Origin of the sequence: Streptomyces djakartensis (assembly GCF_014651075.1) — a bacterium.
GTDB lineage: Bacteria > Actinomycetota > Actinomycetes > Streptomycetales > Streptomycetaceae > Streptomyces > Streptomyces djakartensis.
Map to the genome: position 1 here is coordinate 166,531 of NZ_BMWE01000011.1, position 22,621 is coordinate 189,151.

Below are 22,621 nucleotides of genomic sequence, written 5' to 3' on the forward strand. Positions count from 1 at the left end.
GGAAAGGGGGAGCCCGCTGTGGCGCGCGGGCTTCCTCGCGCCCCCCGGAGCGCGACGCCTTGACGGAGCAGTTAATCTGACGGACAGTCAGAAACTGTGAGTGGTGAGCCGGAGGTCCACGAGGAGTTCGCGGCGCGGCTGAAGGCCTACGAGGGCCGCCCCGCCGCCGCCACCGGGGTCGGCCGGGACCCCGTCAACGAGCCGATGATCAGGCACTGGTGCGAGGCCATGGGCGACACCAACCCGGCGTACACCGGACCGGACGCCATCGCTCCCCCCACCATGCTCCAGGCGTGGACGATGGCCGGCCTCACCGGCCGCCCGGAACGCACGGCGGCCTACGACGAACTGCTGCGCCTGCTCGACGAGTCGGGCCACCACGCGGTCGTCGCCACCGACTGCGAGCAGGAGTACCTGCGCCCCCTGCGCCCCGGGGACCAGATCACCTTCGACTCGGTGATCGAGTCGGTGTCGGAGCGCAAGACCACCAAGCTGGGAGCGGGCTACTTCGTGACGACCCGTACGGACGTCAGGGCGGGCGGCGAACTCGCCGGCACCCACCGCTTCCGCATCCTCAAGTACGCCCCCGCACGCCGCCCGCGGACCCCGGAGCGACACCGCCCGGAGGAACTCCGCCCCCGTCCCGTGATCAACCGCGACACCGCCGGCTTCTGGGAGGGCGTGGCCCGCCACGAGCTGCTCATCCAGCGCTGCGCCGGCTGCGGCACCCTGCGTCTGCCCTGGCTGCCCGGCTGCAACAGCTGCGGCTGCGCGCGGTGGGACACCGTGGCGGCGGGCGGCGAGGGCACGGTCTACTCGTACGTCGTCATGCACCACCCGCCCTTCCGGGCCTTCGAGCCTCCGTACGCGGTCGGCCTGATCGAGCTCGCCGAGGGCGTGCGGATCGTCAGCAACGTGGTGGGGGTGCCGTACGACAAGGTGCGGATCGGTATGCCCGTGCGGCTCACCTTCCGGCGGTACGACGACAAACTGGTGCTGCCCGTCTTCCGGGCGGTGACCCCGTGAACCCCGGAGACCGGCTCCCGGCCCTGGAGATCCCGGTCACCCGCACCCTGATCGTCGCCGGGGCGATCGCCTCCCGGGACTACCAGGACGTGCACCACGACCCGGAGCTGGCCCGGCAGAAGGGCTCCCCCGACATCTTCATGAACATCCTCACCACCAACGGCCTGGTCGGCCGCTACATCACCGACCACTTCGGGCCCCGGGCCGTGCTGCGCCGGGTCGCCGTCCGGCTCGGCGCGCCCAACCATCCCGGCGACACGATGGTGCTGACCGGCACCGTCGAGGAGGTCGACGGCGACACGGTGACCGTCCGGGTCGTCGGCGAGAACGGCATCGGCAGGCACGTCACCGGCACGGTGACGGTCTCGGTCCCGGGGGGAGGCCCGGTATGAGCCTGCGCCGGCGCGACACCCTCGGCGGGCGGGCCGCCATCGCCGGCATCGGCGCCACCGAGTTCTCCAAGGACTCCGGCCGCAGCGAGCTGCGCCTGGCCGTCGAGGCGGTGCGCGCGGCCCTGGACGACGCGGGCCTCACCCCGGCCGACGTGGACGGCATGGTCACCTTCACCATGGACACCAGCCCCGAGATCACCGTGGCCCAGGCGGCGGGGATCGGCGAGCTGTCCTTCTTCTCCCGGATCCACTACGGCGGCGGCGCGGCCTGCGCCACCGTCCAGCAGGCGGCCCTGGCGATCGCCGCGGGCGTGGCCGACGTGGTCGTCTGCTACCGGGCGTTCAACGAGCGCTCGGACCGGCGCTTCGGCTCCGGGGTGCGGCACCGGGAGCCGTCGGCGGAGGGCGCGGCGCTCGGCTGGCAGCTGCCGTTCGGCCTGCTCACCCCCGCGTCGTGGGTGGCGATGGCGGCCCAGCGGTACCTGCACACCTACGGGCTGACGCCGGAGGCCTTCGGGCACGTGGCCGTGACCGACCGCCGGTACGCGGCGACCAACCCGGCGGCGTACTTCCACGGCCGGCCCATCACCCTCGCCGACCACGCCGCGTCCCGGTGGATCGCCGAGCCGCTGCGGCTGCTGGACTGCTGCCAGGAGACGGACGGCGGGCAGGCACTCGTCGTCACCTCCGTGGAGCGGGCCCGCGACCTGCCCCGTCCGCCCGCCGTCGTGGCGGCGGCCGCCCAGGGCGCGGGACGCGCGCAGGAGCAGATGACCAGCTTCTACCGGGACGACCTGACCGGTCTGCCCGAGAGCGCGGTCGTGGCCCGGCAGCTGTGGCGGTCCTCCGGGCTCGCCCCGGCCGACATCGACGTGGGGATCCTCTACGACCACTTCACGCCGTTCGTGCTGACGCAGCTGGAGGAGTTCGGCTTCTGCGGCCCCGGCGAGGCGCCGGACTTCGTGGCCGAGGAGCGCCTGCCGCTCAACACGCACGGCGGGCAGCTCGGGGAGGCGTACCTGCACGGGATGAACGGGGTGGCGGAGGCCGTCCGGCAGATCAGGGGCACGGCGGTGAACCGGGTACCGGGGGCGGAGCGGATCCTGGTGACGGCCGGCACGGGCGTGCCTACGTCAGGGCTCGTCCTGACCGCCGACCCTCAGGGCTGAACCCGCAGTACCCCGGACCCGCCGCTCCACCTACAGGAGGTGCGGCGACCCCTACCCGTACAACCTGAGGGGGACCCCGCTTCAGGACCTGCGGCCGATCCGCTCGCGGAACCCCGCTCATAGCGTTGAGCCATGACCACACTCGTCTGCACCAGCGCGTCGCAGGCCGCTGCACCAGCGGCGCAGACCCTTCCCTACCCGTCCTTCTCGTCGTACGTCAGGGCCCGCCAGCCGGTGCTGCTGCGTACCGCCCGCTCCCTCACCGGCAACCCGAGCGACGCGGAGGACCTGCTGCAGACCGCGCTGGCCAAGACGTACGTCGCCTGGGAGCGCATCGAGGACCACCGCGCCCTCGACGGCTATGTGCGCCGGGCGCTGTTGAACACGCGGACCTCGCAGTGGCGCAAGCGCAAGGTCGACGAGTTCGCCTGCGACGAGCTGCCCGAGCCGGAGCCGGTGCCCGGCGGTGACGACCCGGCCGAGCGGCAGGCGCTGCGCGACGCGATGTGGCGGGCGATCATGCGGCTGCCCGCCCGGCAGCGGGCGATGGTCGTCCTCAGGTACTACGAGGACCTCAGCGAGGCCCAGACGGCCGAGCTGCTCGGCGTCTCGGTGGGTACCGTGAAGTCGGCCGTCTCCCGCGCGCTGAGCAAGCTCCGCGACGACTCTGAGCTGGGGTTTGTCCGCCAGTGAGCGAACATGTCGCGCACTCTTGAGCGATAGCGTCGCACGTCGTGACCTGATCGATTGCCCGGTCCTAGTGACATACCACGCGGTATGTGCGCAGAATCAGCGCAACCCTTACCACCGCGTAGGCAATGTCGCCCCGGGAGGACGCCGTGCTGAGCACCATGCAGGACGTACCACTGTTGATCTCGAGGATCCTGACCCACGGGTCGACGATCCACGGGACGTCGCAGGTGACCACCTGGACCGGTGAGGACGAACCGCACCGCCGCTCCTTCGCCGAGATCGGCGCCCGCGCGGCCCAGCTGGCCCACGCGCTGCGGGAGGACCTCGGCGTCACCGACGACGAGCGCGTCGCGACCCTCGCCTGGAACAACGCGGAACACGTCGAGGCCTACTTCGCGATCCCGTCCATGGGCGCGGTCCTGCACACCCTGAACCTCCGCCTCCCGCCCGAGCAGCTGGCCTGGATCGTCAACCACGCCGCCGACCGCGTGATCATCGCCAACGGCTCGCTGCTCCCCCTGCTCGCCCCGCTGCTGCCGCACCTGAAGACGGTCGAGCACGTCGTCGTCACCGGCCCCGGGGACCGCGCCCTGCTCGCCGACGCGACCGTCCAGGTGCACGAGTACGAGGACCTGATCGCCTCCAAGCCGACCTCGTACGACTGGCCCGAGCTGGACGAACGCCAGGCCGCCGCCATGTGCTACACCTCCGGCACCACCGGCGACCCCAAGGGCGTGGTCTACAGCCACCGCTCCATCTACCTGCACTCCATGCAGGTCAACATGGCCCAGTCGATGGGCCTGACCGACCAGGACACCTCACTGGTCGTCGTCCCCCAGTTCCACGTGAACGCCTGGGGCCTGCCGCACGCCACCTTCATGACCGGCGTGAACATGCTGATGCCGGACCGCTTCCTGCAGCCGGCCCCGCTCGCCGCGATGATCGAGGGCGAGAAGCCGACCCACGCCGCCGCCGTCCCGACCATCTGGCAGGGCCTGCTCGCCGAGCTGACCGCGCACCCCCGCGACGTCTCCTCCCTCACCCAGGTCACCATCGGCGGCTCGGCCTGTCCGCCGTCCCTGATGGAGGCCTTCGACAAGCTGGGCATGCGGGTCTGCCACGCCTGGGGCATGACGGAGACCTCCCCGCTCGGCACCATCGCCCGTCCCCCGGCCGGTGTCGTCGGCACGGAGGAGGAGTTCGCCTACCGCCTCACCCAGGGCCGCTTCCCGGCCGGCGTCGAGGCCCGCCTGACCGGCCCCGGCGGCGAACGCCTCCCCTGGGACGGCGAGTCGGCCGGCGAGCTGGAGGTGCGCGGGGCCTGGATCGCCGGCGCCTACTACAACGGCCCGGACGGCGAACCCCTCCGCCCCGCCGACAAGTTCAGCGAGGACGGCTGGCTCAAGACGGGCGACGTCGGAACCATCTCCCCCGACGGCTACCTCACCCTCACCGACCGGGCCAAGGACGTCATCAAGTCCGGCGGCGAGTGGATCTCCTCGGTGGAGCTGGAGAACGCGCTCATGTCCCACCCCGACGTCGCCGAGGCGGCCGTCGTCGCCGTCCCCGACGAGAAGTGGGGCGAGCGCCCGCTGGCCACGGTCGTCCTCAAGGAGGGCTCCACCGCCACCTTCGAGACCCTGCGCGCCTTCCTCGCCGACGAGGGCAAGATCGCCAAGTGGCAGCTCCCGGAACGCTGGACGGTCATCGGGGCGGTCCCGAAGACCAGCGTCGGCAAGTTCGACAAGAAGGTGCTCCGCAGGCAGTACGCGGAGGGGGAGCTGGACATCACCCGGCTCTGACCGCGACCGGGGCGACCGCCGTACGCCTCGCCCACTGGCGTACGGCGGCCGACGCCCACCGCGTCACCGGCGTACGGCGGTCACCCCCCACCCCAGCGCCAGCCACACCCCGGCCACCCCGCACACCCCGCCCCAGCCGAAGTGGCTGAAGGCATACCCGGCGAGGGCCGAGGCGGCGGCGCCGCCCGCGAAACCGGCGACCACGTACGCGGTGTTGGCCGTGGCGGGCGTGGAGGTCGCCGTCAGGGCGAGGGTCTGGTTGGCGACATGGGAGGCGACCAGCGCCGCGTGGACCGCGATCGCGGCGGCGAACAGCGCGATCAGCACATGCCCGCCCAGCCAGAACAGCGGCACCGACACCGCGGCCAGCAGATACGCCGACCGCACGACCCGCGCCGCCCCGAACCGGTCCACCAGCCCACCGGCCGGCGGCGCCACCGCGCTCGCCGTCAGCCCGAACAGCCCGAACAGCCCGGCGGCCGCGGTGGACAGCCCGTACTCCGGCCCGGTCAGCAGCAGGGCCAGCGACGTCCACAGCGCGCTCCACGCACCGAACATCCCGGCCTGCCGTACACAGGCCCGCCACAGGTCGGGCGAGTGCCGCAGCACCGAGGGCAGGGCGGCGAGGCCGGCGAACAGCGGGCCCTCCCGCCGCCGCTGTGAAGGCAGGACCAGGGCGGTCGCCAGTCCCAGCACCAGGGTGAGCGCGGCCGCGCCCCCGAACACCCACCGCCAGCCGAAGGCCTGCCCGGCGAGACCGCCCAGGACCCGGGCGGCGACGATGCCGGTGAACAGGCCCGCGATGACGGCCGCGACATGACGGGCCCGCCGCTCGGCGGGCGCGCGCTCGGCGACCAGCGGCACGAGCAGCTGGGGGATCACCGTCGCGGCCGAGGCGACGAACGTCGCCATCGCCAGGGCGGTGGCACCCGGAGCGGTCGCGCTCGCGGCCAGCGCCACGGCGGTGACGACCGTCAGCCCCGCGACCAGCCGGCGCCGGTTCGCGCTGTCCCCGAGCGGGGCGAAGAACAGCAGGCCGACCGCGTAGCCGAGCTGGGCGACCGAGGCGATCCAGGCGACGGCCGAGGGGGTCGAGCCGAAGTCGCGGGCCATGAGAGACAGCAGCGGCGCGGCGAGGTAGATGTTGGCGGCGGTGACCGCGCTGCACACGGCGATCAGGGTGAGGAAGAGAGCCGGGGCGGGCGTACGGGACCGGCGTCCGGGGGCCGTGCCGGCCGGGTGGGTCGTGGTCGCTGACGGCATGAGAGGAGGACTCCTTGAAGTCGACTCGTTGGAGCCGGCTCTAGCAACTAACTGGTTGGTTGGCTAAGGCGTGAACAGTCTGGGCCGCCCGGCTCTTCCCGTCAACCAAATAGTTGGTTACCCCTGCGCGCTACCCTCTCCCCATGGCAGCAAGGGATCCCGAGGCCACCCGGGCACGCATCTTCGAGGCGGCGGTCGCCGAGTTCGCCCGGCACGGGATCGCCGGCGCCCGCATCGACCGCATCGCCGCCGAGGCGAAGGCCAACAAGCAGCTGATCTACGCCTATTTCGGCAACAAGGCGGAGCTGTTCGCGATCGTCCTCGAGAAGAAGATGCTCCACCTCGCCGAGGCCGTCCCCGTCGACCCGGACGACATCGAGGGCTGGATCGACCGCCTCATGGACTACCACGCCGCCCACCCGGAGCTGCTGCGCCTGCTCTTCTGGGAGGGACTGGAGTACGGCAGCGCCGAACTGCCCCACGAGTCCGACCGCCAGGAGCACTACGCCCGCAAGGTCGCCGCCCTCCAGGACGGCCAGGCCCGGGGCGTCGTCACCGACGCCATCCCGGCGGCCGACCTGCTGTTCCTGCTCACCGCCCTGGCCAACTGGACCGCCGTCGTCCCGCAGATGCGGCGCATCCTGGTGGGCGGCTCAGAGCCGGACCGGGACCGCCTGCGCGCCTCGGTCAAGGAGGCGGCCCGCCGCCTGACGGCCCGCTGACGCGGCGCTGGTGCCGCGGCGCTAGTTGGTCCCGATCCGGCTGAGCAGTTCGACGATCCGGGACTGCACCTCGGCACTGGTGGACCGCTCCGCGAGGAACAGCACCGTCTCGCCCGAGGCCAGCCGCGGCAGGTCGGCCTGGTCGACGGCGGCGGTGTAGACGACGAGCGGGGTGCGGTTCAGCTGCCCGTTCGCCCGCAGCCAGTCGATGATCCCGGCGAAACCGGCCCGCCGCTGCTGCACCTGCATCAGGTCCATCACGACCAGGTTCGGCCGGAAGTCGCTCGCCAGCGTCACCGCGTCGGCGTCGCTCGCGGCCCGCGCGACCTGCATCCCGCGCCGCTCCAGCGTCGCCGTCAGCGCCAGCGCGATCTCGGCGTGCTCCTCGATCAGCAGCACCCGCGGCGGGTGCTGCTCGCTGTCGCGCGGCGCCAGGGCCTTCAGCAGGACGGCGGGGTCGGCGCCGTAGGCCGCGTCCCGCGAGGCCTGCCCGAGCCCGGCCGTGACCAGCACGGGCACCTCGGCGGCGACGGCGGCCTGCCGCAGCGACTGCAGCGCCGTGCGCGTGATCGGCCCGGTCAGCGGGTCGACGAACAGCGCGGCGGGGAACGCCGCGATCTGCGCGTCGACCTCCTCACGCGAGTTCACGATCACCGGCCGGTAGCCGCGGTCGCTCAACGCCTGCTGCGTGCTGGCGTCCGGCGCCGGCCACACCAGCAGCCGCCGCGGGTTGTCCAGCGGCTCCGGCGGCAGTTCGTCGTCCATCGGCTGCGGCAGCGGCGGGTCGGCCACCTCGACGGCCCCGCCGGGCCCGTCCAGCGGCTCGGGCCCCTCGGCGGCGTTCTCGTCCGGCGCGCCTATGGCGTACGACCGCCCACCGCCCTCGGTCATCTGCGCCAGCCGCGACTGACCGGCCAGGGACGGCTGCGCGGGAACCGGCGCCGGGGCGCCCTGCGCGGGCGTCGGCTCGGCCGCCGGATGGGGCCGCGCGGCCTGCTCCGGACGGGCTCCCTGCTCCGGGCGGGGGGCCTGCTCCGTCCGCGCGGCCGGGTCGGGCGGGGTGCCGAGCTTGCGGCGCCGACCCGATCCGCCCGGCTGGTGCGGCGGCGGCGTCGCCGTGCCCTGGGGCGCGGGTGCGCCACCCGGCACGCCCGACGGCTGCTGGACCTGGGCGGCCCGCCGGTTGAACGGCACGCCCTGCCCCAGCGTCCGCACGCTGAACGCCCGCCCCTGCGTCGAGTTCGGATCGACCGGCGCCGCGGCCTCCGCGGGCAACGGCTGAGCCGCCCGCTGGGTCTGCGCCGACCCCTCCGCCGGCAGCGGAGTGCCCGGGGCCGGGGTGCTCGACTGCGGGGCCGCCTGGGCCGGTGCGCCGTTTTGGGGGACGGCATGGGCCGGGTGTGCGGTGCCGATGGGAGGCACGGCCTGCGCGGCACCACCGAGGGGCATGGCGATACCGGCCCCCGTGCTGTCGTCGGCGGGCCAGGGCTGCGGCCGGGGGACGGAGGCACCCGGGGCCGGGGCTCCCGGGGTGGGCGTTCCCTGAGCCGGGGTCATGTGGGCCGGGGTGCCCGGCGCGGGCGTTCCCTGGGGCGGGGTGCCCTGCCCCGGGGCGGCCTCGGCGGGGAGCGGCTGCCCGGCGGCGGGCTGCTGCGGCAGCGGCTGCGCGGCCTGGGGCAACTGCTGCTCAGCGGGGGAGGCGGCCCCGGGCTGAACGGCCTGACCGGGGGCGACGGCCTGACCGGGTACGGCGGGCTGACCGGGGGCGACGGGCTGAATGGGTGCGACGGGCTGACCGGGTACGAACGCTTGCACGCTGCCCCCGAGACCGTCCGGGGCGGGAACGGTCACGCCCTGCGGGGGCACGACTCCCCCTTGCGGGGGCACGGCGGCACCTTGCGGCGGGACCGCGGCACCCTGCGGAGGCCCGGTTACGCCCTGCGGAGGCACGGCCACCCCGTGGGGCGGAACGGCAGCGTCCTGAGGCTGCCCGGAGTCCCCGTGCGCCGGAACCGCCACGCCCTGCGGCGGCATGGCCGTACCAGGTGCGACCTGTCCGGCGGCGACCCCGACCTGGGCGGGCACGCCGTGCCCCGGGGCACCTTGGCCCGGGACGGCGTGTCCGGCAGGGATCTGGCCACCGGCGTCGTGCTGCGCGGGGACCCCTTGCCCGGGCGCCGCGGGCACGGCAGCACCGGGGGACACGGCAGCCCCGGAGGCCTGCTGTCCGGCCGCCGGGGCTCCGGCCACGCCGGTCGCTCCGGTCGCTCCGGCCACTCCAGTCACTCCGGCCGCTTCGGCAGGCTGAGGTGCCACGGCCCGCCGACGGCGCCCCGTCGGAGCGCTCGTGGGATGCGGCTGCGGCGGGGTGTGATCGGCGGACTGGTCATGCGGGACGGCCTCGTGCTGCCCGTCCTCGACCACCGCCTCACCGGGGGAAGCCGAACCGGGAACCGCCACGGCCCCCTCCCCTTGGCCGTGCTGGACGCTCTGTCCGGGCTGGACACCCGGCACGCCCTGGTCGGCCCGGGGCGCCTGATCGGCCTCGGCCGGCGGCAGGGCGAACACCGGACGCGGCCCCGCCGCCTCCTGCGCGGCCGCCCGCTCGTTGGCGGCGGCCAGTGCCCGCCGACGGCGCCCCGTCGGCTGCTGCGCCTGCCCCTGAGCCGCTCCGGACGAACCGGACGCGGCCTCGCCGGACGGCGCGGGCAGCGCCGGCGGCAGCGCGTGCTGTTCGCCGGGTTCACGCCGGGCCCGCCGCCCGGAGGGCGCGGGCACACCCTGCGGCGGCACGGTCCCGCCCAGCCCCGTGTTCGAGGCGGCGGTCCCCGCCGCGTGCTCGGCGGCCGTGACGACGGCCCCTTCCGCGACACCCTGGACAGCGCCTCCGACGGCACCCGCAGCGGCGTCCTCGGCCGCCCGCCCACGCCGCCGACCGGAACCGCCCGACGCCGCCGCACTCTCACCCGAGGCCAGGGCCGGCAGGGCAGCCTGTTCCCCGGCGGCCCGCCGCCTGCGCCGCCCGGTGGGCACGGCGCCCTCGGCCTCGGCACCACCGGCACCGGCGCCGCCCTCGACGGGAACGTCACCGTCCAGGAAGGCATTGGTGGAGGCCCGCCGAGCCCGGCGCCGCCCCCCAGCCGAGGTCTGCCCGCCGGAGGTCTGCTCGCCGGAGGCCGCGGGATCCGCCTCGTCGACCGCCTGGCCGACGGCATCCGCGGCGACGGCCCCGGCCCCTCCGCCGATCGGCACCTCGAGGACGTACGCGCTGCCGCTCATCCCCGGTACCTCGTGCGTCTGCAGCACGCCGCCGTGAGCCCGGACGATCCCGCGCACGATGGGCTCGTGCACGGTGTCGCCACCGGAGTACGGCCCGCGCACCTCGATGCGTACGACCTCGCCGCGCTGGGCCGCCGCCACCACCACGGTGTTGTCCATGTAACCGCCCGCCGACACGGGCGTGTTGCCGGTCGCGTCGACCCCCGCCACGTCCGCGACCAGATGCGCGAGGGCGGTGGCGAGCAGCCTGGCGTCGACCTCGGCCTCGATGGGCGGCGCGTGCACGGCGAACTGCACCCGCCCGGGCCCGATCAGCTCGACGGCCCCGTCGACCCCAGCGGCGACGACGGCGTCCAGCATCACCTTCGTACGGGTGATGCCCTCGCCGCCCTCGTCGAGCCGCTGGTAGCCGAGGACGTTGTCGATCAGCGTCGTGATGCGCGAATAGCCCGCCGACAGGTGGTGCAGCACCTGGTTGGCCTCGGGCCACAGCTGCCCGGCGTCGTCCGCGGCCAGCGCGGCCAGCTCGCGGCGCAGCTCCTCCAGAGGCCCGCGCAGCGACCGCCCGAGCAGGGTCAGCAACTGCTCGTGCCGGGCGGCGAGCGCCTCGTAGCGGTCCTTCTCCCGTTCCCCGAGGGCGGCGTACCGGTCCTCGTTGGCGCCGAGTTCCTCGGCGTGCCGCTCCTTCAGCTCCTCCAGCTCGGTGACGTGCTGCTGGCGCAACGCGGTCAGCTCGGAGGCGTGCTCCTCGGCGATCCGCTCCAGCTCTTCCTCGTGGCGCTTGAGTGCCGCCTCCTTCTCCTCGACCACGGCGTCGTACGGCCGCCGGTCGGTGAAGGTCATCACGGCACCGACGAGCTGGTCGCCGTCGCGCACGGGGGCGGTCGTCAGATCGACCGGCACCTTGCCGCCGTCCTTGGCGTACAGCACCTGCCCGCGCACCCGGTGCTTGCGCCCGGAGCGCAGGGTGTCGGCGAGCGGCGACTCGTCGTACGGGAAGGGCGAGCCGTCGGCCCGCGAGTGCAGCACCAGGTCGTGCAGTTCGCGCCCGCCGAGATCGCTGGCCCGGAAACCCAGGATCTGCGCGGCGGCCGGATTGACCAGCACGATCCGCCCGTCGGTGTCGGTTCCGACGACACCCTCGGAGGCGGCCCGCAGGATCATCTCGGTCTGCCGCTGCGACCGCGCGAGCTCGGCCTCGGTGTCCACGGTCCCGGACAGGTCGCGCACGACCAGCATCAGCAGCTCGTCGCCGGTGTAGCCGTAACCGTCGTAGGCCTGCTGCCCGTTCTCAAGATTCGCACTGGTGACCTCGACAGGGAACTCGGTCCCGTCCGTCCTGCGCGCGATCATCCGGGTCGGCTTGGTCCGGGCGTGCGGATCGAGGTGCTCCGGCCGCCGCATGGAGCCCGGGATGAGCTTGGAGTCGAACTGGGGCAGCAGGTCGAGCAGCCCGCGCCCCACCAGAGCGGTGCCCGGAGTCTCGAAGGCCTCCAGGGCGATGGTGTTGGCGTTGACGACCGTCCCGTTGGCGTTGACCAGCACCAACGCGTCGGGCAGGGCGTCCAGTATGGCTGCGAGGCGAGCAGCGCCTCGGGATGGCCTGCTGCTCACGAGACGCTTCCTCCCTGTTACCGCACCTTGCCGACCGCTCGGGCCATCTTGCCAACCGGCCCGCGGCGTGTCACGCGAGGGAGTCTAAGGGCTGCGGTTGCGCTCGCGACGCCGGATGCGGGCGAGGTCGCACGAGCAAGTGACCCCGAACTGACGACCGAGTAAGCCCAAACGCCCGCCCTCCTGCGAGGACGTCGCGAGACCTTCGCGGGACCTTTACGAGGGCAGGGTTTCTGTACCTTTTCGCCCGGGTGGCCGGATGGGGGCGGGCCGTGGCCGAATCGGACTCAACGGCGCTTCCCGGGTCCGATGGCCGGCAGGAACGGCACGAGCCGGTCCCAGCGGGCGACCTGGCACCCGTCACGGCGGTCGTACGTGGCGTCGACGCGCCGCCCGGCCCAGGTCCCGGTGACGTGCGCGGTGGCCGGCCCGCCGTACTGCATGGTGCAGAAGCCGCCCTCCTGGGCGGGGGCGAAGGCGTCCTCCCCCCACCGCGTGTTCCGCTCCAGGGCGGCGCAGGCGCCGCGCGGGTCGGGATGGCTGCCCTCGTCGGGCCCGCAGTACAGCTCGAACGTCCCGTCCGCCCCACCGCCGGCGTTCCGCACGGTCACCGTCAGATGGTCACGCTCCTGCCCCTTGCTCTTGCCCTGCCCCTTGCCGTGGCTCGCGCCGAGCCCGGCCGCGGCCTGCCCGGCCTGGGCGTGCGCGACCGGGGGCACCGCGGTCAGCGAACCGACGGCGGCGACGGAGGCGGCGGCCCCGACGACGAGACGCCGCAGACCGGGGCGCGACGTGATCGGTGGCGTGGTCCGGGGCGCACCCCGGCGAATGGTGATCAGCATGCCCTGACTAACGCGACGCGCCCCGGTACGTTGCGCGCCGGGGCCGCGGGCGCCGTACGTGCCCACGGCACGCCCCGCGCCGACCGGACAAGGCCTTTGCCCTGCGACCTGCCCGCCTAGTACCGTGGGGGTCGATTGGTGACAGCACGCTCGACTGTGTCATCATCGTCACGCACCGAATCGCGCTCGCGCGGGAGGGTCGTGCACTGGAGGCGTCGCCTAGTCCGGTCTATGGCGCCGCACTGCTAATGCGGTTTGGGTCTTAAAGCCCATCGAGGGTTCAAATCCCTCCGCCTCCGCACCTGATCACGAAGCCCCGGTCCCCCGACCGGGGCTTCGCTGTCGTTTGAGCCGTTTCCGCAGGTCACAAGGGGTGCGGCTAACGGATTTCACATGGCGGCGGCAGTCATGTAATGTTCTTCCTGTCGCCGCGAGCGAGCCGCAAGGCCCGAGAGCGGCGAAAAAACAGAACAAGCACTCGTAGCTTAACGGATAGAGCATCTGACTACGGATCAGAAGGTTGCAGGTTCGAATCCTGCCGAGTGCACATAGGCGAGAGGCCCCGGAAAGATCCGGGGCCTCTGGCGTTTCCAGGCCTTGGTCTGCCGACTGGGGGAGTGCCCGAGCGTCATGACGAGCACCAAGGCACGTACGACCGCACTGATCACGCCCGTCGAGCAGGCGACCCAGGACGAGGCGAAGGTGTTGGCTGCTGAAGGGCATACCGCCAAAGCCGTCCGTCGGCTGCGCAAGAGTTCGGGCCTCGGGCTGGACGCGGCCCCCGTGGCGTTGGACCTGCTCGCGCAGGGGCGCACACTGCCCACCACGTACGACCAAGCGTTGGATGCCCTACGGCGACTCGACGCCCCACTGGTCGCCGAGATGACCGCCCTTCTCGGCAGCGGCGATCGCGACTCCGCGATCAAGCTGCTCCGGGAGCGGACTGACATCGATCTTGCCGGGGGCTACCACGTCGTCATGGAGCTGAGCGGCCAACTCGACACGCAGTGACTCTGCGTAGCAGGTCGTTGCAGCCGGTTGCAGCCTCGGACTCCTGACGAGTGGGCGCATGCTGTCCAGGCTGAGGGGTGGTCCGGTGCCCCGCCCGACGGCTCCTCGGCCGCTAACTCCGCCGCGACTCGCGCAAGTTCCCAGTTACGATCACGTGGCCGCTGCTGAGCAGGACATCGCGAGGGGGACACGGACGTGAGGGGAACAGAGGGCCACGGAGGCCGCCGACTGGGCGGGGGCACGGCGGCGTTGGCTGTCGCCACGGTGCTGCTTCCGCTCGTCGCGGGGTGTGGCGGGGGCCATGACGACGCCGACCCCGGCGCCAAGGGCACTCAGGCGACTGCCGGACAGCGGGGCGGGAGCAAGAACGCGGACCAGAGGAGTGGGGACTTCCCGGACAAGGGTGTGGTCGTCACCGCCTCGTGTTCCGTGCCCGCGAGCAATCCGGCCAGGGTGACGGTCACGGGCTGGGATCCGGCGACGTGGAAGCGGACCGTCTCCCGGACCTTCACCGTTCCGGCCGAGGCCGTGGTCGCGGAGGCCGATGACGTCGCCTCCCCGCTCGTGGAGCTGTGCGCTGACAACTTCCCCGGTGTCGGCACGTCCGAGGACGGGCCGCGCGCCGTCGCCGCCACCCGGCTGCGGCAACTCTTCGACAAGGACTTCTCCCGGATGGCCGTCGTCCTCATCGATCGAGAGACCGAGGCGACAGGGGTGGGCTACGTCGACACCAGCGGCAAGCTGACCAAGCTGTCCGGTGAACAGAGTGAGGACTTCGGTGACACGCCCAAGGAGGAGAACGCCGTCTTCGCCCAGGACGGCAGTGCTGTCTGGTTCACCGAGACCGACTCCTCGGATCGCGTGCGGATCGCCAGCCGTTCCGTCGCGGGAGATCACGCGGTAACCGAACAGGCGGGCGGCGATGGCAGTTACATGGACGGGGCCGGCCTCGCGCTCGCGGGTGACCCGGTGCGCGGGGTCTTCGGCAAGGAAGTCCGGATCAGTCCCGACGGGCGCAAGGCGACGGCCTTCATCACCTGGAAGGGCTACAACGTGGTCGACCTGCCCCGGCGCAGTGCGCTGCTCAAGGTCGGCGGTGTGAAGGCAAGCGGCATTCCATCCGACGCCGACTGCCACCCCTACGGCTGGGTCGACGACAGGACCGTGCTGTGCGGCCCCCGACTCGGCGAGGCCGAGGACCCGAAGCGGAAGAATTCCTTCTGGACGCTGGACACTTCTCGGCTCGACGGCACGGCGGACACCCCTGAGGGTGCACTGGGTGATCCGATCATCCAGGCGACGGATCGGAAGAACACGGTGCGGGCCATTTCGCCGGACGGAAAGCAGCTGATCTTCGCCTCGCTCCAGGGCACCCGGCTCGAGTTCTTCACCTCCGCCATCGCTCCCGGCGCAAGCCCGAAGAAGATCGCTGCGGGGGACGCGGACAGGGCGCTGAGCGTGGGGGAGGTCCTGGAGTGGCGTTAGAGGCCGACGTTTATGACGTTCGCCGGTCTTGGACCCACAACGAAGGCCCTCACCATCCCGGGTGAGGGCCTTCGGCATGCGGGGCTCACGCGGCCCCGACGCCAGAGCGCGGTGGGGCACCGTCCGTCATGCCGGAGCAGTGATGCCCAGTTCGGCGAGCAGACCGCGTACACGCTGCTCGATCTCATCCCGGATGGGCCGGACCGCGCTGACGCCTTGCCCCGCCGGGTCTTCCAACTGCCAGTCCAGGTACCGCTTGCCGGGGAAGACGGGGCAAGCGTCGCCGCAGCCCATCGTGATCACGACGTCTGAGGCCCGCACGGCGTCGGTGGTCAGGACCTTCGGGACTTCGGCCGAGATGTCGATCCCCACCTCGCCCATGGCCTGAACGACGGCCGGGTTGACTGCGTCGGCCGGGGCGGAACCAGCCGAACGTACCTCGACCTGGCCATCCGCGAGGTGGGTGAGGAAAGCGGCGGCCATCTGGGAGCGGCCCGCGTTGTGGACGCAGACGAACAGGACCGAGGGGCGGGAGGCAGGAGTGCTCATGGCAGGCGTCTTTCTGGAAGAGCGGATGAGTCAGGAGGAGGCGGGTTCGCGTTCTCCGTGTGCGACGACGACCTCTTCCCCGGAGGGGGTGGGACGTCCGTACACCCCAATGACCGCGCCCAGCCCGAGCAACGCTCCGGCCAGCTGGGCCGCGACGAACGGGGGGACGGAGGCGGGGGCGATGCCGGCGAAGGTGTCGGTGAAGGCCCGGCCGATGGTCACCGCCGGGTTCGCGAACGAGGTGGAGGAGGTGAACCAGTAGGCAGCCCCGATGTACGAGGCCACCACCGCCGGTGCGAGGGACGTTCGGCCGACGCGCTCAAGGCCGAAGACCAGCAGGACAAGCCCGGCCGTGGCGACCACCTCACCGAGCCACAGGTTCGAGGTGGACCGGTCGGTGACGGACCACTTGATCAGCGGCTTGGCGAACATCGCGTCGGCGAGAACCGCCCCGCCGACGGCCCCGGCGATCTGTGCGGACATGTACACGGCCGCGTCTCGCAGGGTGAGGCCGTCGGCCTTGCGGCGGGCGGTGAACCAGGCGGCAAGGGTGACGGCCGGGTTGAAGTGCGCGCCGGAGACCGGCCCGAGCAACGCGATCAGTACGGCCAGACCGAAGACCGTGGCGAGGGAGTTGGCCAGCAGCTGCACGCCCACGTCACGCGACAGCTCGGCGGCCTGGATGCCGGAGCCGACCACGATCGCCACCAGCAACCCGGTTCCCACGGCTTCCGCGGCGAGCCGGCGGCACAGGGGCGCGGTCACGCGCTTGCGCCGGCGCTCTGCGGCGCGGACAGGAACGCGGCGAGCCGGTCCAGGACACCGGGCAGCACCCAGTAATACACCCAGGTCCCGCGTCGCTCGCAGTCGATGAGCCCGGCCTGCCGGAGCAGCTTGAGGTGGTGGGAGATGGTCGGCTGGGACAGCTCGAAGGCCGGGGTCAGCTCGCACACGCAGACCTCGCCGCCCTCCCCACGAGAGGCGATCATGGACATCAGCCGCAGCCGGACCGGGTCGCCCAGGGCCTTGAAGACCTTCGCCAGCTCGGCCGCCTGGTCATCGTCCAGCGGCGCCGCGGACAGGCCCGCGCAACAGGCGGCGTCCTGCCCGATCACTTCAAGCTCTTGATTCGACATGCCTCTATGTTGACGTTTTTCGATTCAAGGCGCAAGGTTGCATCAATGAACGTCAATACAAGCTTGGTCGGGGCACAGTCTTGCCCCGCCATCTGGGAGTGAATCATGAACGAGCAGTCCACCGACCTGCGCGAAACCGTCCGTCGGCGCTACGCCTCGGCGGCGGTGAAGGTCACCGAGGGTGGCAGCGGCTGTTGCGGGCCACAGCCGGTCGAGGTCGACGACAACTTCGGCTCGGCCCTTTACGCCGCCGACGAGCGCGACGCCTTGCCCGCCGAGGCCGTCGCCGCGTCACTCGGCTGCGGCAACCCGACCGCCGTCGCGGAACTGCGCGAGGGCGAACGAGTCCTCGACCTGGGGTCGGGCGGCGGCATCGATGTCCTGCTCTCCGCCCGACGCGTCGGCCCCACAGGTAAGGCGTACGGGGTGGACATGACCGACGAGATGCTGGCGCTGGCCCTGGCCAACGCCGAGAAGGCGGGTGCGACGAACGTCGAGTTCCTGAAGGGCACCATCGAGTCCATCCCGTTGCCCGCGAACACCATCGACGTGGTGATCTCGAACTGTGTGATCAACCTGTCCGTCGACAAGCCCGCGGTGTTCGCCGAGACCTTCCGCGTCCTGAAGCCCGGGGGGCGGATGGGTGTCTCCGACGTCGTCGCGGACGACACCCTCACACCGGGGCAGCGGGCCGAGCGCGGCGACTACGTCGGCTGCATCGCCGGTGCCCTGTCCTTCGCCGAATACCGCCAGGGACTGGAGGCGGCCGGATTCACGGAGGTCGAGATCACCCCCACTCACCCGGTTGCCGACGGCATGCATTCCGCGATCGTCCGCGCGGTCAAGCCGGCCACCCGGACGGAGGCGGGAGGCTCTTCCACAGCCACCGAGTGTTGCGGCGTAAGCGCCTGTTGCACCCCCGACGAGCAGGCCGCCGATCCGACGGCCACGGTCACCGAGGCCAAGGCCGCGAGCGGCTGTGGCTGCAGGAGCTGACGGCAGCCTTCGAATCCTGCTGGTACTGCACAGCAGTCAGAGGTTCCGGACAGTCCGGGGCCTCTGACGTTTGGCCGTCGATCTCCCGCCGGTGGCCATGCCGCGGAGGCTAACCGGTAAGCGTGTTTTCACCCCATGGAGCATCGGTGGATATTTTCCACATGCTTTCGAAGAAGTCGGAGCACGCTCTTACCATGTGCTCGGATTGCGGCGTTCCATCCCTGGCGTCCCAGCCTGTCCTTCCCGCCTGAGATATGACTGGATCCAGGAGGATTCGGTCGGGCTGTCCGTAGGGGAATTCTGCCTCGCGGGCGATGTCGTAGAATGCGAGGAAAGCGGTGTTGTCGCCGATCAGACATGCCTGGAATGCTGGAATGCCAGGGTATGTTCGAAACTTGATGGAGACTTGTATCTGCGTGTGATCTCGTAGGCGTCTGGCGAAGAAGAGAAGGTGATTCGCGTAGTCCTCGGTTCTTCCTGCGGCATATCTGCGAAATTCTGGATCGTCGGAGCACGTCCCATCGCTGTTTAGTTTCGATGGAATGTGCATCGGGCCGGACATGTCCGGTGTCAGCACTCTGAACGTGACAGAGTGGACGCGTCCCGGGGACTCGTGCAGTCGCATCAAGGTTCCGCGCAGATGGTCGAACATCGACTCGCCCGTGTATCCGATGAACCGCACATCGACGATGCGGCCGGCCTCGGCTTCCTTGATCAAGACTGCCCGGGAGGTGGGATTTGCGAATCTGGATGGTGATTGCCCTCCTCGTGGTCCATCCGCCAAGTCCTTGATCGCGTCATAAAGCACGTATGCGACCAGGCTCAGGAGTGCTCCAGCCGCAAAAGTACTCCCTTGGAGGGCGTCGCCGACAGGCTTGAAGATCTGGGCTACCAGGCCAAGCAGGAATATGCCCAGCAAGACGCAGCGTGTGACTATCGGCTCCACGGTGTTCCGTAAGTACCGCGTAATTCCTCGAATTCGACTCGAAGAACCGTCCATGTCCCCCCCAAGGAAATCGGGCGCTCGCCCGATTGCAACTCTTCATACCCTGTCGGGAACATCAGTACTCGCTGCGGATGCGGTCACCGTCAGTGCTCTCTCCGCTGTGTCTGCAGGGAGTCGGAGGCGGGACAATCATCCGGGCATGACGCGTGCCCCGGGTGCCGGCTGGCCGGGCGCGGGCGGGCCGGGCGGGTGACGGAGGTGGTCCTGCCGTTCCGCGGGGACGAGGGCGGGCGCTGACCCCAGCAGGAAGCCGCTGGTGGTGACGCCGTTGTCAGTGGTGCCCTCTAGTCTCGGCAGAGATGGCACAGGCATGGAAGTGCTCGGGGCTGCGGTGGTCGGCGGAGGGTCCCGAGCTGGTGTGGGACGGTGGGCGGCGCTCCACGCTGACCTGGGGGAAACGCGTGGCCTTCGGGGTCGCGGAAGGGGGCGGACGGACGTGTGTGGGGGCTCGTGGGCACGCGTGTCCGGCGGGGGCGGCCGTGTCGGCGCGGAGTACGGGGGCGCGGTGCGAGGAGTGTGCGCGGCTGGACCGGGCGCACTCCGTGGCCGCCGACACCATCGCCGACGATCCGCGGCCGTACCGCGTGTATCTGGCGTGGTTCGGGCCCGGCATGACCAAGGTCGGCATCACGGCCGAGGAGCGGGGGTCGGCCCGGCTGCTCGAACAGGGGGCCGTCTGCTTCAGCTGGCTCGGTGTCGGGCCGCTCATGGCGGCGCGGCGGACCGAGGAGTTGCTGCGGGCCGCGCTCCGGGTGCCCGACCGGATTCCATACGCCGAGAAGCGGGCCGTGCGGGCCGCGTTGCCGGGGACGGCGGCTGAGCGCGCCGGCGAGGTCGCCGAGCTGCACGCGCGGGCGGTGGCGCTCGGCGGGTGGCCTGAGTCGCTCGTGCGGGAGCCCCTGCGGGTCGTCGATCACGTCGAGGTGTTCGGGCTGGCCGGGCTGCCCACCGCCGTCGGGGAGGTGAGCGAGCTGGTCGCCGGTGGGGCGGTGAACGGGGAGCTGGTGGCCGCCGCCGGGCCGGACCTGCATCTGGAGACCGGGGGCGGGGTCGTCGTGCTGGACACACGGCTGATGACGGGGTGGGGGCTGGTGCCCGACGCGGGTGGTGAACTGACCGTTCCCGTGAAGGGGTTCAGCAAGGCTCCGGGCGTGCAGGACGGGCTGTTCTGACCTGCCCCGCGAGGGCCCGTGGCGTTTCCCAGGCCGTCCCTGAGAAACACCTGTGTTTCTCAGGAGAATCACAGGTTGTCGAAAGGACGCTCTCAGAGGCCCCCGACACCGTGTTCACCATGACCACGACCTCGCCCCAGGGGCGCACCGAACTGCTCAGGCCGGACGGGAGCCCCGTCCGAGTGCTCGTGGTGGACGACGAGCTGTCGATCACCGAGCTGTTGTCCATGGCCCTCCGCTACGAGGGGTGGCAGATCCGCAGTGCGGGGGACGGCCAGGGGGCCGTCCGGGCCGCGCGCGACTTCCGGCCCGACGCCGTCGTGCTCGACATGATGCTGCCCGACATGGACGGGCTGGCGGTGCTCGGGCGGCTGCGCCGGGAACTGCCGGACGTGCCGGTGCTCTTCCTCACCGCCAAGGACGCCGTCGAGGACCGGATCGCGGGGCTGACGGCGGGCGGGGACGACTACGTCACCAAGCCGTTCAGTCTGGAGGAGGTCGTCGCGCGGCTGCGCGGGCTGATACGCCGGTCCGGCGCGGCCGACCGTCGCTCCGAGTCCCTGCTGGTCGTCGGCGACCTCACCCTCGACGAGGACAGTCACGAGGTCACCCGGGGCGGCGACAACATCCACCTCACCGCGACCGAGTTCGAGCTGCTGCGGTTCCTGATGCGCAACCCGCGGCGCGTGCTCAGCAAGGCGCAGATTCTCGACCGCGTATGGTCGTACGACTTCGGCGGCCAGGCCAACGTCGTCGAGCTGTACATCTCGTACCTGCGGCGGAAGATCGACGCCGGGCGGGAGCCGATGATCCACACCCGGCGCGGCGCCGGTTACCTGATCAAGCCCGCGGCGTCATGAGCGGGCGGCGGCGGCCGCGTGCGCAAGGGGGAGCCGGCAGGTTGTCGCGAGCGGGCAAGCCGCGCACGCTGCGGGCGCGGCTCGTCGTCGCGTCCGTGGTGTTGATCGCCGTGGTGTGTGCCGTGATCGGGACGGTGACGACACTCGCCCTCAGGTCGCACCTGTACGAGCAGCTGGACGGGCAACTCCACGAGGCCGCGTCCCGGGCCGCGCTGAGTCCTCCGAAGAAGCTGGGCAGGGATGGGGCCGACGTGCCCGTGATGAAGGAGCCGACCCTCGCCGAGTTCGTGGCCAAGGGGCCACAGCCGAGCGGGACGGTCGCGGCCAAGATCCAGGGCGGGCAGATCACCGACTCCGCACGCGGCGAGAAGCTGGACAACTTCCAGATGACCGCGAAGGCACTCACCTCCGCCCAGAAGGCCGCGCTCGCCTCCGTCCCGCAGGCCAACGGAACGGTCGAGACCGTCGATCTCCCGGGCCTCGGCGAGTACCGGGTCGAGTACAAGTCGGGCGACAAGGGCAGCTACTACGTCGCCATCCCCACCAAGGACGTCACCAACACGGTCAACACCCTCATCCTGGTCGAGGTCAGCGTCACCGCGGCCGGTCTCGCCGCGGCCGGTCTGGCCGGTTCCGTCCTGGTCGGCGTCGCCACCCGCCCCCTCCGCCGGGTCGCCGCCACCGCCACCCGCGTCTCCGAACTGCCCCTGCACTCCGGCGAGGTGCGGCTCAGCGAGCGGGTCCCGGACTCCGAGACCGACCCGCACACCGAGGTCGGGCAGGTCGGTGCCGCGCTCAACCGGATGCTCGACCACGTCCACGGCGCCCTGCACGCACGGCAGCAGAGCGAGACGCGGGTCAGGCAGTTCGTCGCCGACGCCAGCCACGAGCTGCGCACCCCCCTCGCCTCCATCCGCGGGTACGCCGAGCTGACCAGACGCGGCAGGGAGGAAGTGGGGCCCGACACCCGGCACGCCCTCGGGCGGATCGAGTCCGAGGCGGGGCGCATGACCCTGCTCGTCGAGGACCTGCTGCTGCTCGCCCGGCTGGACGCGGGACGGCCCCTGCAGTTCGAGCGGACCGACCTCGTACCGCTCGTCGTCGACACCGTCAGTGATGCCCGGGCCGCGGGCCAGGACCACGTCTGGCGGCTCGACCTGCCCGACGAGCCCGCGCTCGTGCCGGCGGACGCGGCCCGGCTGCAACAGGTCCTTGTCAACCTGCTCGGCAACGCCCGCAACCACACCCCACCCGGCACCACCGTCACCGCCCGCGTCCAGCGACGCGGGACCTGGCTGTGCGTGGACGTCGAGGACAACGGCCCGGGCATTCCGGCCGAGTTGCTCCCGCACGTCTTCGAACGGTTCGCGCGCGGTGACTCCGCGCGGACCCGCGCCACCGGCTCGACCGGACTCGGCCTCGCCATCGTGCAGGCCGTCGTGACCGCGCACGGCGGTGCCGTGACCGTCGACAGCGTGCCCGGGCGAACCGTGTTCACCGTGCACCTGCCCGCGCCGCCGCTCCAGCCGCAACCGGAAATGAGCCGGCAGCAGCACTCACAGGCAGGCCACAGCGTCACCACACGGGCGCGACAGGGCGCCTGA

General features: G+C 71.9%; 19 protein-coding genes and 2 tRNA genes. 14 read left to right on the forward strand and 7 right to left on the reverse strand.

All coding sequences use genetic code 11. From position 1 onward, the window contains the following. Positions 1-96: 96 nt before the first annotated feature. From IE212_RS20460 to IE212_RS20480, 5 genes are all read left to right on the forward strand, one after another. A complete protein-coding gene (locus IE212_RS20460; protein ID WP_190199329.1) occupies positions 97-1,026 on the forward strand; it encodes a bifunctional MaoC family dehydratase N-terminal/OB-fold nucleic acid binding domain-containing protein in 930 nt (309 codons plus the stop codon). Beyond that, complete coding sequence (locus IE212_RS20465; RefSeq protein ID WP_190199330.1) at positions 1,023-1,418, forward strand: MaoC family dehydratase; 396 nt, start codon at positions 1,023-1,025, stop codon at positions 1,416-1,418. Before IE212_RS20460 ends, IE212_RS20465 begins: the two co-directional genes overlap by 4 nt. After that, complete coding sequence (locus IE212_RS20470) at positions 1,415-2,587, forward strand: lipid-transfer protein (RefSeq protein WP_190199331.1); 1,173 nt, start codon at positions 1,415-1,417, stop codon at positions 2,585-2,587. Before IE212_RS20465 ends, IE212_RS20470 begins: the two co-directional genes overlap by 4 nt. 132 nt (positions 2,588-2,719) lie before the next feature. Continuing rightward, positions 2,720-3,280 (forward strand): SigE family RNA polymerase sigma factor, encoded by a 561-nt coding sequence (locus IE212_RS20475; RefSeq protein WP_190199332.1) that lies wholly within the window; start codon positions 2,720-2,722, stop codon positions 3,278-3,280. A 125-nt stretch (positions 3,281-3,405) separates the two neighbouring features. Next, positions 3,406-5,082 (forward strand): long-chain fatty acid--CoA ligase, encoded by a 1,677-nt coding sequence (locus IE212_RS20480; protein ID WP_190199333.1) that lies wholly within the window; start codon positions 3,406-3,408, stop codon positions 5,080-5,082. A 63-nt stretch (positions 5,083-5,145) separates the two neighbouring features. Here IE212_RS20480 and IE212_RS20485 read toward each other — a convergent pair whose 3' ends face one another. Then, positions 5,146-6,345, reverse strand: a complete 1,200-nt coding sequence (locus IE212_RS20485; protein WP_190199334.1) for an MFS transporter — start codon at positions 6,343-6,345, stop codon at positions 5,146-5,148. Positions 6,346-6,488: 143 nt separating this feature from the next. Between IE212_RS20485 and IE212_RS20490 the strand changes: the two genes are divergently transcribed. Further along, complete coding sequence (locus IE212_RS20490; protein ID WP_190199335.1) at positions 6,489-7,067, forward strand: TetR/AcrR family transcriptional regulator; 579 nt, start codon at positions 6,489-6,491, stop codon at positions 7,065-7,067. 21 nt (positions 7,068-7,088) lie between these two features. Here the strand turns inward: IE212_RS20490 and IE212_RS20495 are convergent, their stop codons facing one another. Continuing rightward, on the reverse strand, positions 7,089-11,960 hold the full coding sequence (locus tag IE212_RS20495) for a PAS domain-containing protein (protein WP_229864480.1): 4,872 nt from the start codon (positions 11,958-11,960) through the stop codon (positions 7,089-7,091). A 287-nt stretch (positions 11,961-12,247) separates the two neighbouring features. Then, positions 12,248-12,679 (reverse strand): SSI family serine proteinase inhibitor, encoded by a 432-nt coding sequence (locus IE212_RS20500; RefSeq protein WP_373301414.1) that lies wholly within the window; start codon positions 12,677-12,679, stop codon positions 12,248-12,250. A 331-nt stretch (positions 12,680-13,010) separates the two neighbouring features. Between IE212_RS20500 and IE212_RS20505 the strand changes: the two genes are divergently transcribed. The 4 genes from IE212_RS20505 to IE212_RS20520 all read left to right on the forward strand — a co-directional run bounded on the left by IE212_RS20505 (position 13,011) and on the right by IE212_RS20520 (position 15,298). After that, a tRNA-Ser gene (locus IE212_RS20505) sits at positions 13,011-13,101 on the forward strand. A 175-nt stretch (positions 13,102-13,276) separates the two neighbouring features. Continuing rightward, a tRNA-Arg gene (locus IE212_RS20510) sits at positions 13,277-13,349 on the forward strand. A gap of 83 nt (positions 13,350-13,432) precedes the next feature. Next, entirely contained in the window at positions 13,433-13,813 is a 381-nt protein-coding gene (locus tag IE212_RS20515) for a hypothetical protein (RefSeq protein WP_190199337.1), read from the forward strand. 195 nt (positions 13,814-14,008) lie between these two features. Beyond that, on the forward strand, positions 14,009-15,298 hold the full coding sequence (locus IE212_RS20520) for a hypothetical protein (protein ID WP_190199338.1): 1,290 nt from the start codon (positions 14,009-14,011) through the stop codon (positions 15,296-15,298). Positions 15,299-15,424: 126 nt separating this feature from the next. Here IE212_RS20520 and IE212_RS20525 read toward each other — a convergent pair whose 3' ends face one another. The 3 genes from IE212_RS20525 to IE212_RS20535 are packed head-to-tail and all read right to left on the reverse strand — an operon-like array spanning position 15,425 to position 16,983. Then, entirely contained in the window at positions 15,425-15,847 is a 423-nt protein-coding gene (locus IE212_RS20525; RefSeq protein WP_190199339.1) for an arsenate reductase ArsC, read from the reverse strand. A gap of 30 nt (positions 15,848-15,877) precedes the next feature. Continuing rightward, positions 15,878-16,612 carry an aquaporin gene (locus IE212_RS20530; RefSeq protein WP_190199340.1) on the reverse strand — a complete coding sequence of 245 codons (735 nt, stop codon included), beginning with the start codon at positions 16,610-16,612 and terminating at the stop codon, positions 15,878-15,880. Continuing rightward, positions 16,609-16,983, reverse strand: a complete 375-nt coding sequence (locus IE212_RS20535; protein WP_190199341.1) for an ArsR/SmtB family transcription factor — start codon at positions 16,981-16,983, stop codon at positions 16,609-16,611. The genes IE212_RS20530 and IE212_RS20535 overlap by 4 nt, the downstream gene beginning before the upstream one ends. A gap of 105 nt (positions 16,984-17,088) precedes the next feature. Here IE212_RS20535 and arsM point away from each other — a divergent pair, with 105 nt between their 5' ends. Then, complete coding sequence (arsM, locus tag IE212_RS20540; RefSeq protein WP_190199342.1) at positions 17,089-17,979, forward strand: arsenite methyltransferase; 891 nt, start codon at positions 17,089-17,091, stop codon at positions 17,977-17,979. Between the two features lie 109 nt (positions 17,980-18,088). Here the strand turns inward: arsM and IE212_RS20545 are convergent, their stop codons facing one another. Next, the gene (locus IE212_RS20545) at positions 18,089-18,925 is read right to left on the reverse strand and encodes a hypothetical protein (RefSeq protein ID WP_190199343.1); all 837 of its coding nucleotides are present in this window, start codon (positions 18,923-18,925) and stop codon (positions 18,089-18,091) included. A 359-nt stretch (positions 18,926-19,284) separates the two neighbouring features. Here IE212_RS20545 and IE212_RS20550 point away from each other — a divergent pair, with 359 nt between their 5' ends. The 3 genes from IE212_RS20550 to IE212_RS20560 all read left to right on the forward strand — a co-directional run bounded on the left by IE212_RS20550 (position 19,285) and on the right by IE212_RS20560 (position 22,621). Beyond that, positions 19,285-20,157: a DUF2797 domain-containing protein gene (locus IE212_RS20550; RefSeq protein WP_190199344.1), complete on the forward strand. Its 873-nt coding sequence runs from the start codon at positions 19,285-19,287 to the stop codon at positions 20,155-20,157. A gap of 119 nt (positions 20,158-20,276) precedes the next feature. After that, a complete protein-coding gene (locus tag IE212_RS20555; RefSeq protein ID WP_190199345.1) occupies positions 20,277-21,017 on the forward strand; it encodes a response regulator transcription factor in 741 nt (246 codons plus the stop codon). Further along, on the forward strand, positions 21,014-22,621 hold the full coding sequence (locus tag IE212_RS20560; RefSeq protein ID WP_190199346.1) for a sensor histidine kinase: 1,608 nt from the start codon (positions 21,014-21,016) through the stop codon (positions 22,619-22,621). The genes IE212_RS20555 and IE212_RS20560 overlap by 4 nt, the downstream gene beginning before the upstream one ends.

Excerpts from the sequence above, each read along its gene's own strand:
- IE212_RS20470 (WP_190199331.1), top strand. The coding sequence starts at position 1,415 with ATGAGCCTGCGCCGGCGCGACACCCTCGGCGGGCGGGCCGCCATCGCC.
- IE212_RS20475 (WP_190199332.1), top strand. The coding sequence starts at position 2,720 with ATGACCACACTCGTCTGCACCAGCGCGTCGCAGGCCGCTGCACCAGCG.
- IE212_RS20480 (WP_190199333.1), top strand. The coding sequence starts at position 3,406 with ATGTCGCCCCGGGAGGACGCCGTGCTGAGCACCATGCAGGACGTACCA.
- IE212_RS20485 (WP_190199334.1), bottom strand. The coding sequence starts at position 6,345 with ATGCCGTCAGCGACCACGACCCACCCGGCCGGCACGGCCCCCGGACGC.
- IE212_RS20490 (WP_190199335.1), top strand. The coding sequence starts at position 6,489 with ATGGCAGCAAGGGATCCCGAGGCCACCCGGGCACGCATCTTCGAGGCG.
- IE212_RS20515 (WP_190199337.1), top strand. The coding sequence starts at position 13,433 with ATGACGAGCACCAAGGCACGTACGACCGCACTGATCACGCCCGTCGAG.
- IE212_RS20525 (WP_190199339.1), bottom strand. The coding sequence starts at position 15,847 with ATGAGCACTCCTGCCTCCCGCCCCTCGGTCCTGTTCGTCTGCGTCCAC.
- IE212_RS20535 (WP_190199341.1), bottom strand. The coding sequence starts at position 16,983 with ATGTCGAATCAAGAGCTTGAAGTGATCGGGCAGGACGCCGCCTGTTGC.
- arsM (WP_190199342.1), top strand. The coding sequence starts at position 17,089 with ATGAACGAGCAGTCCACCGACCTGCGCGAAACCGTCCGTCGGCGCTAC.
- IE212_RS20550 (WP_190199344.1), top strand. The coding sequence starts at position 19,285 with ATGGCACAGGCATGGAAGTGCTCGGGGCTGCGGTGGTCGGCGGAGGGT.
- IE212_RS20555 (WP_190199345.1), top strand. The coding sequence starts at position 20,277 with ATGACCACGACCTCGCCCCAGGGGCGCACCGAACTGCTCAGGCCGGAC.
- IE212_RS20560 (WP_190199346.1), top strand. The coding sequence starts at position 21,014 with ATGAGCGGGCGGCGGCGGCCGCGTGCGCAAGGGGGAGCCGGCAGGTTG.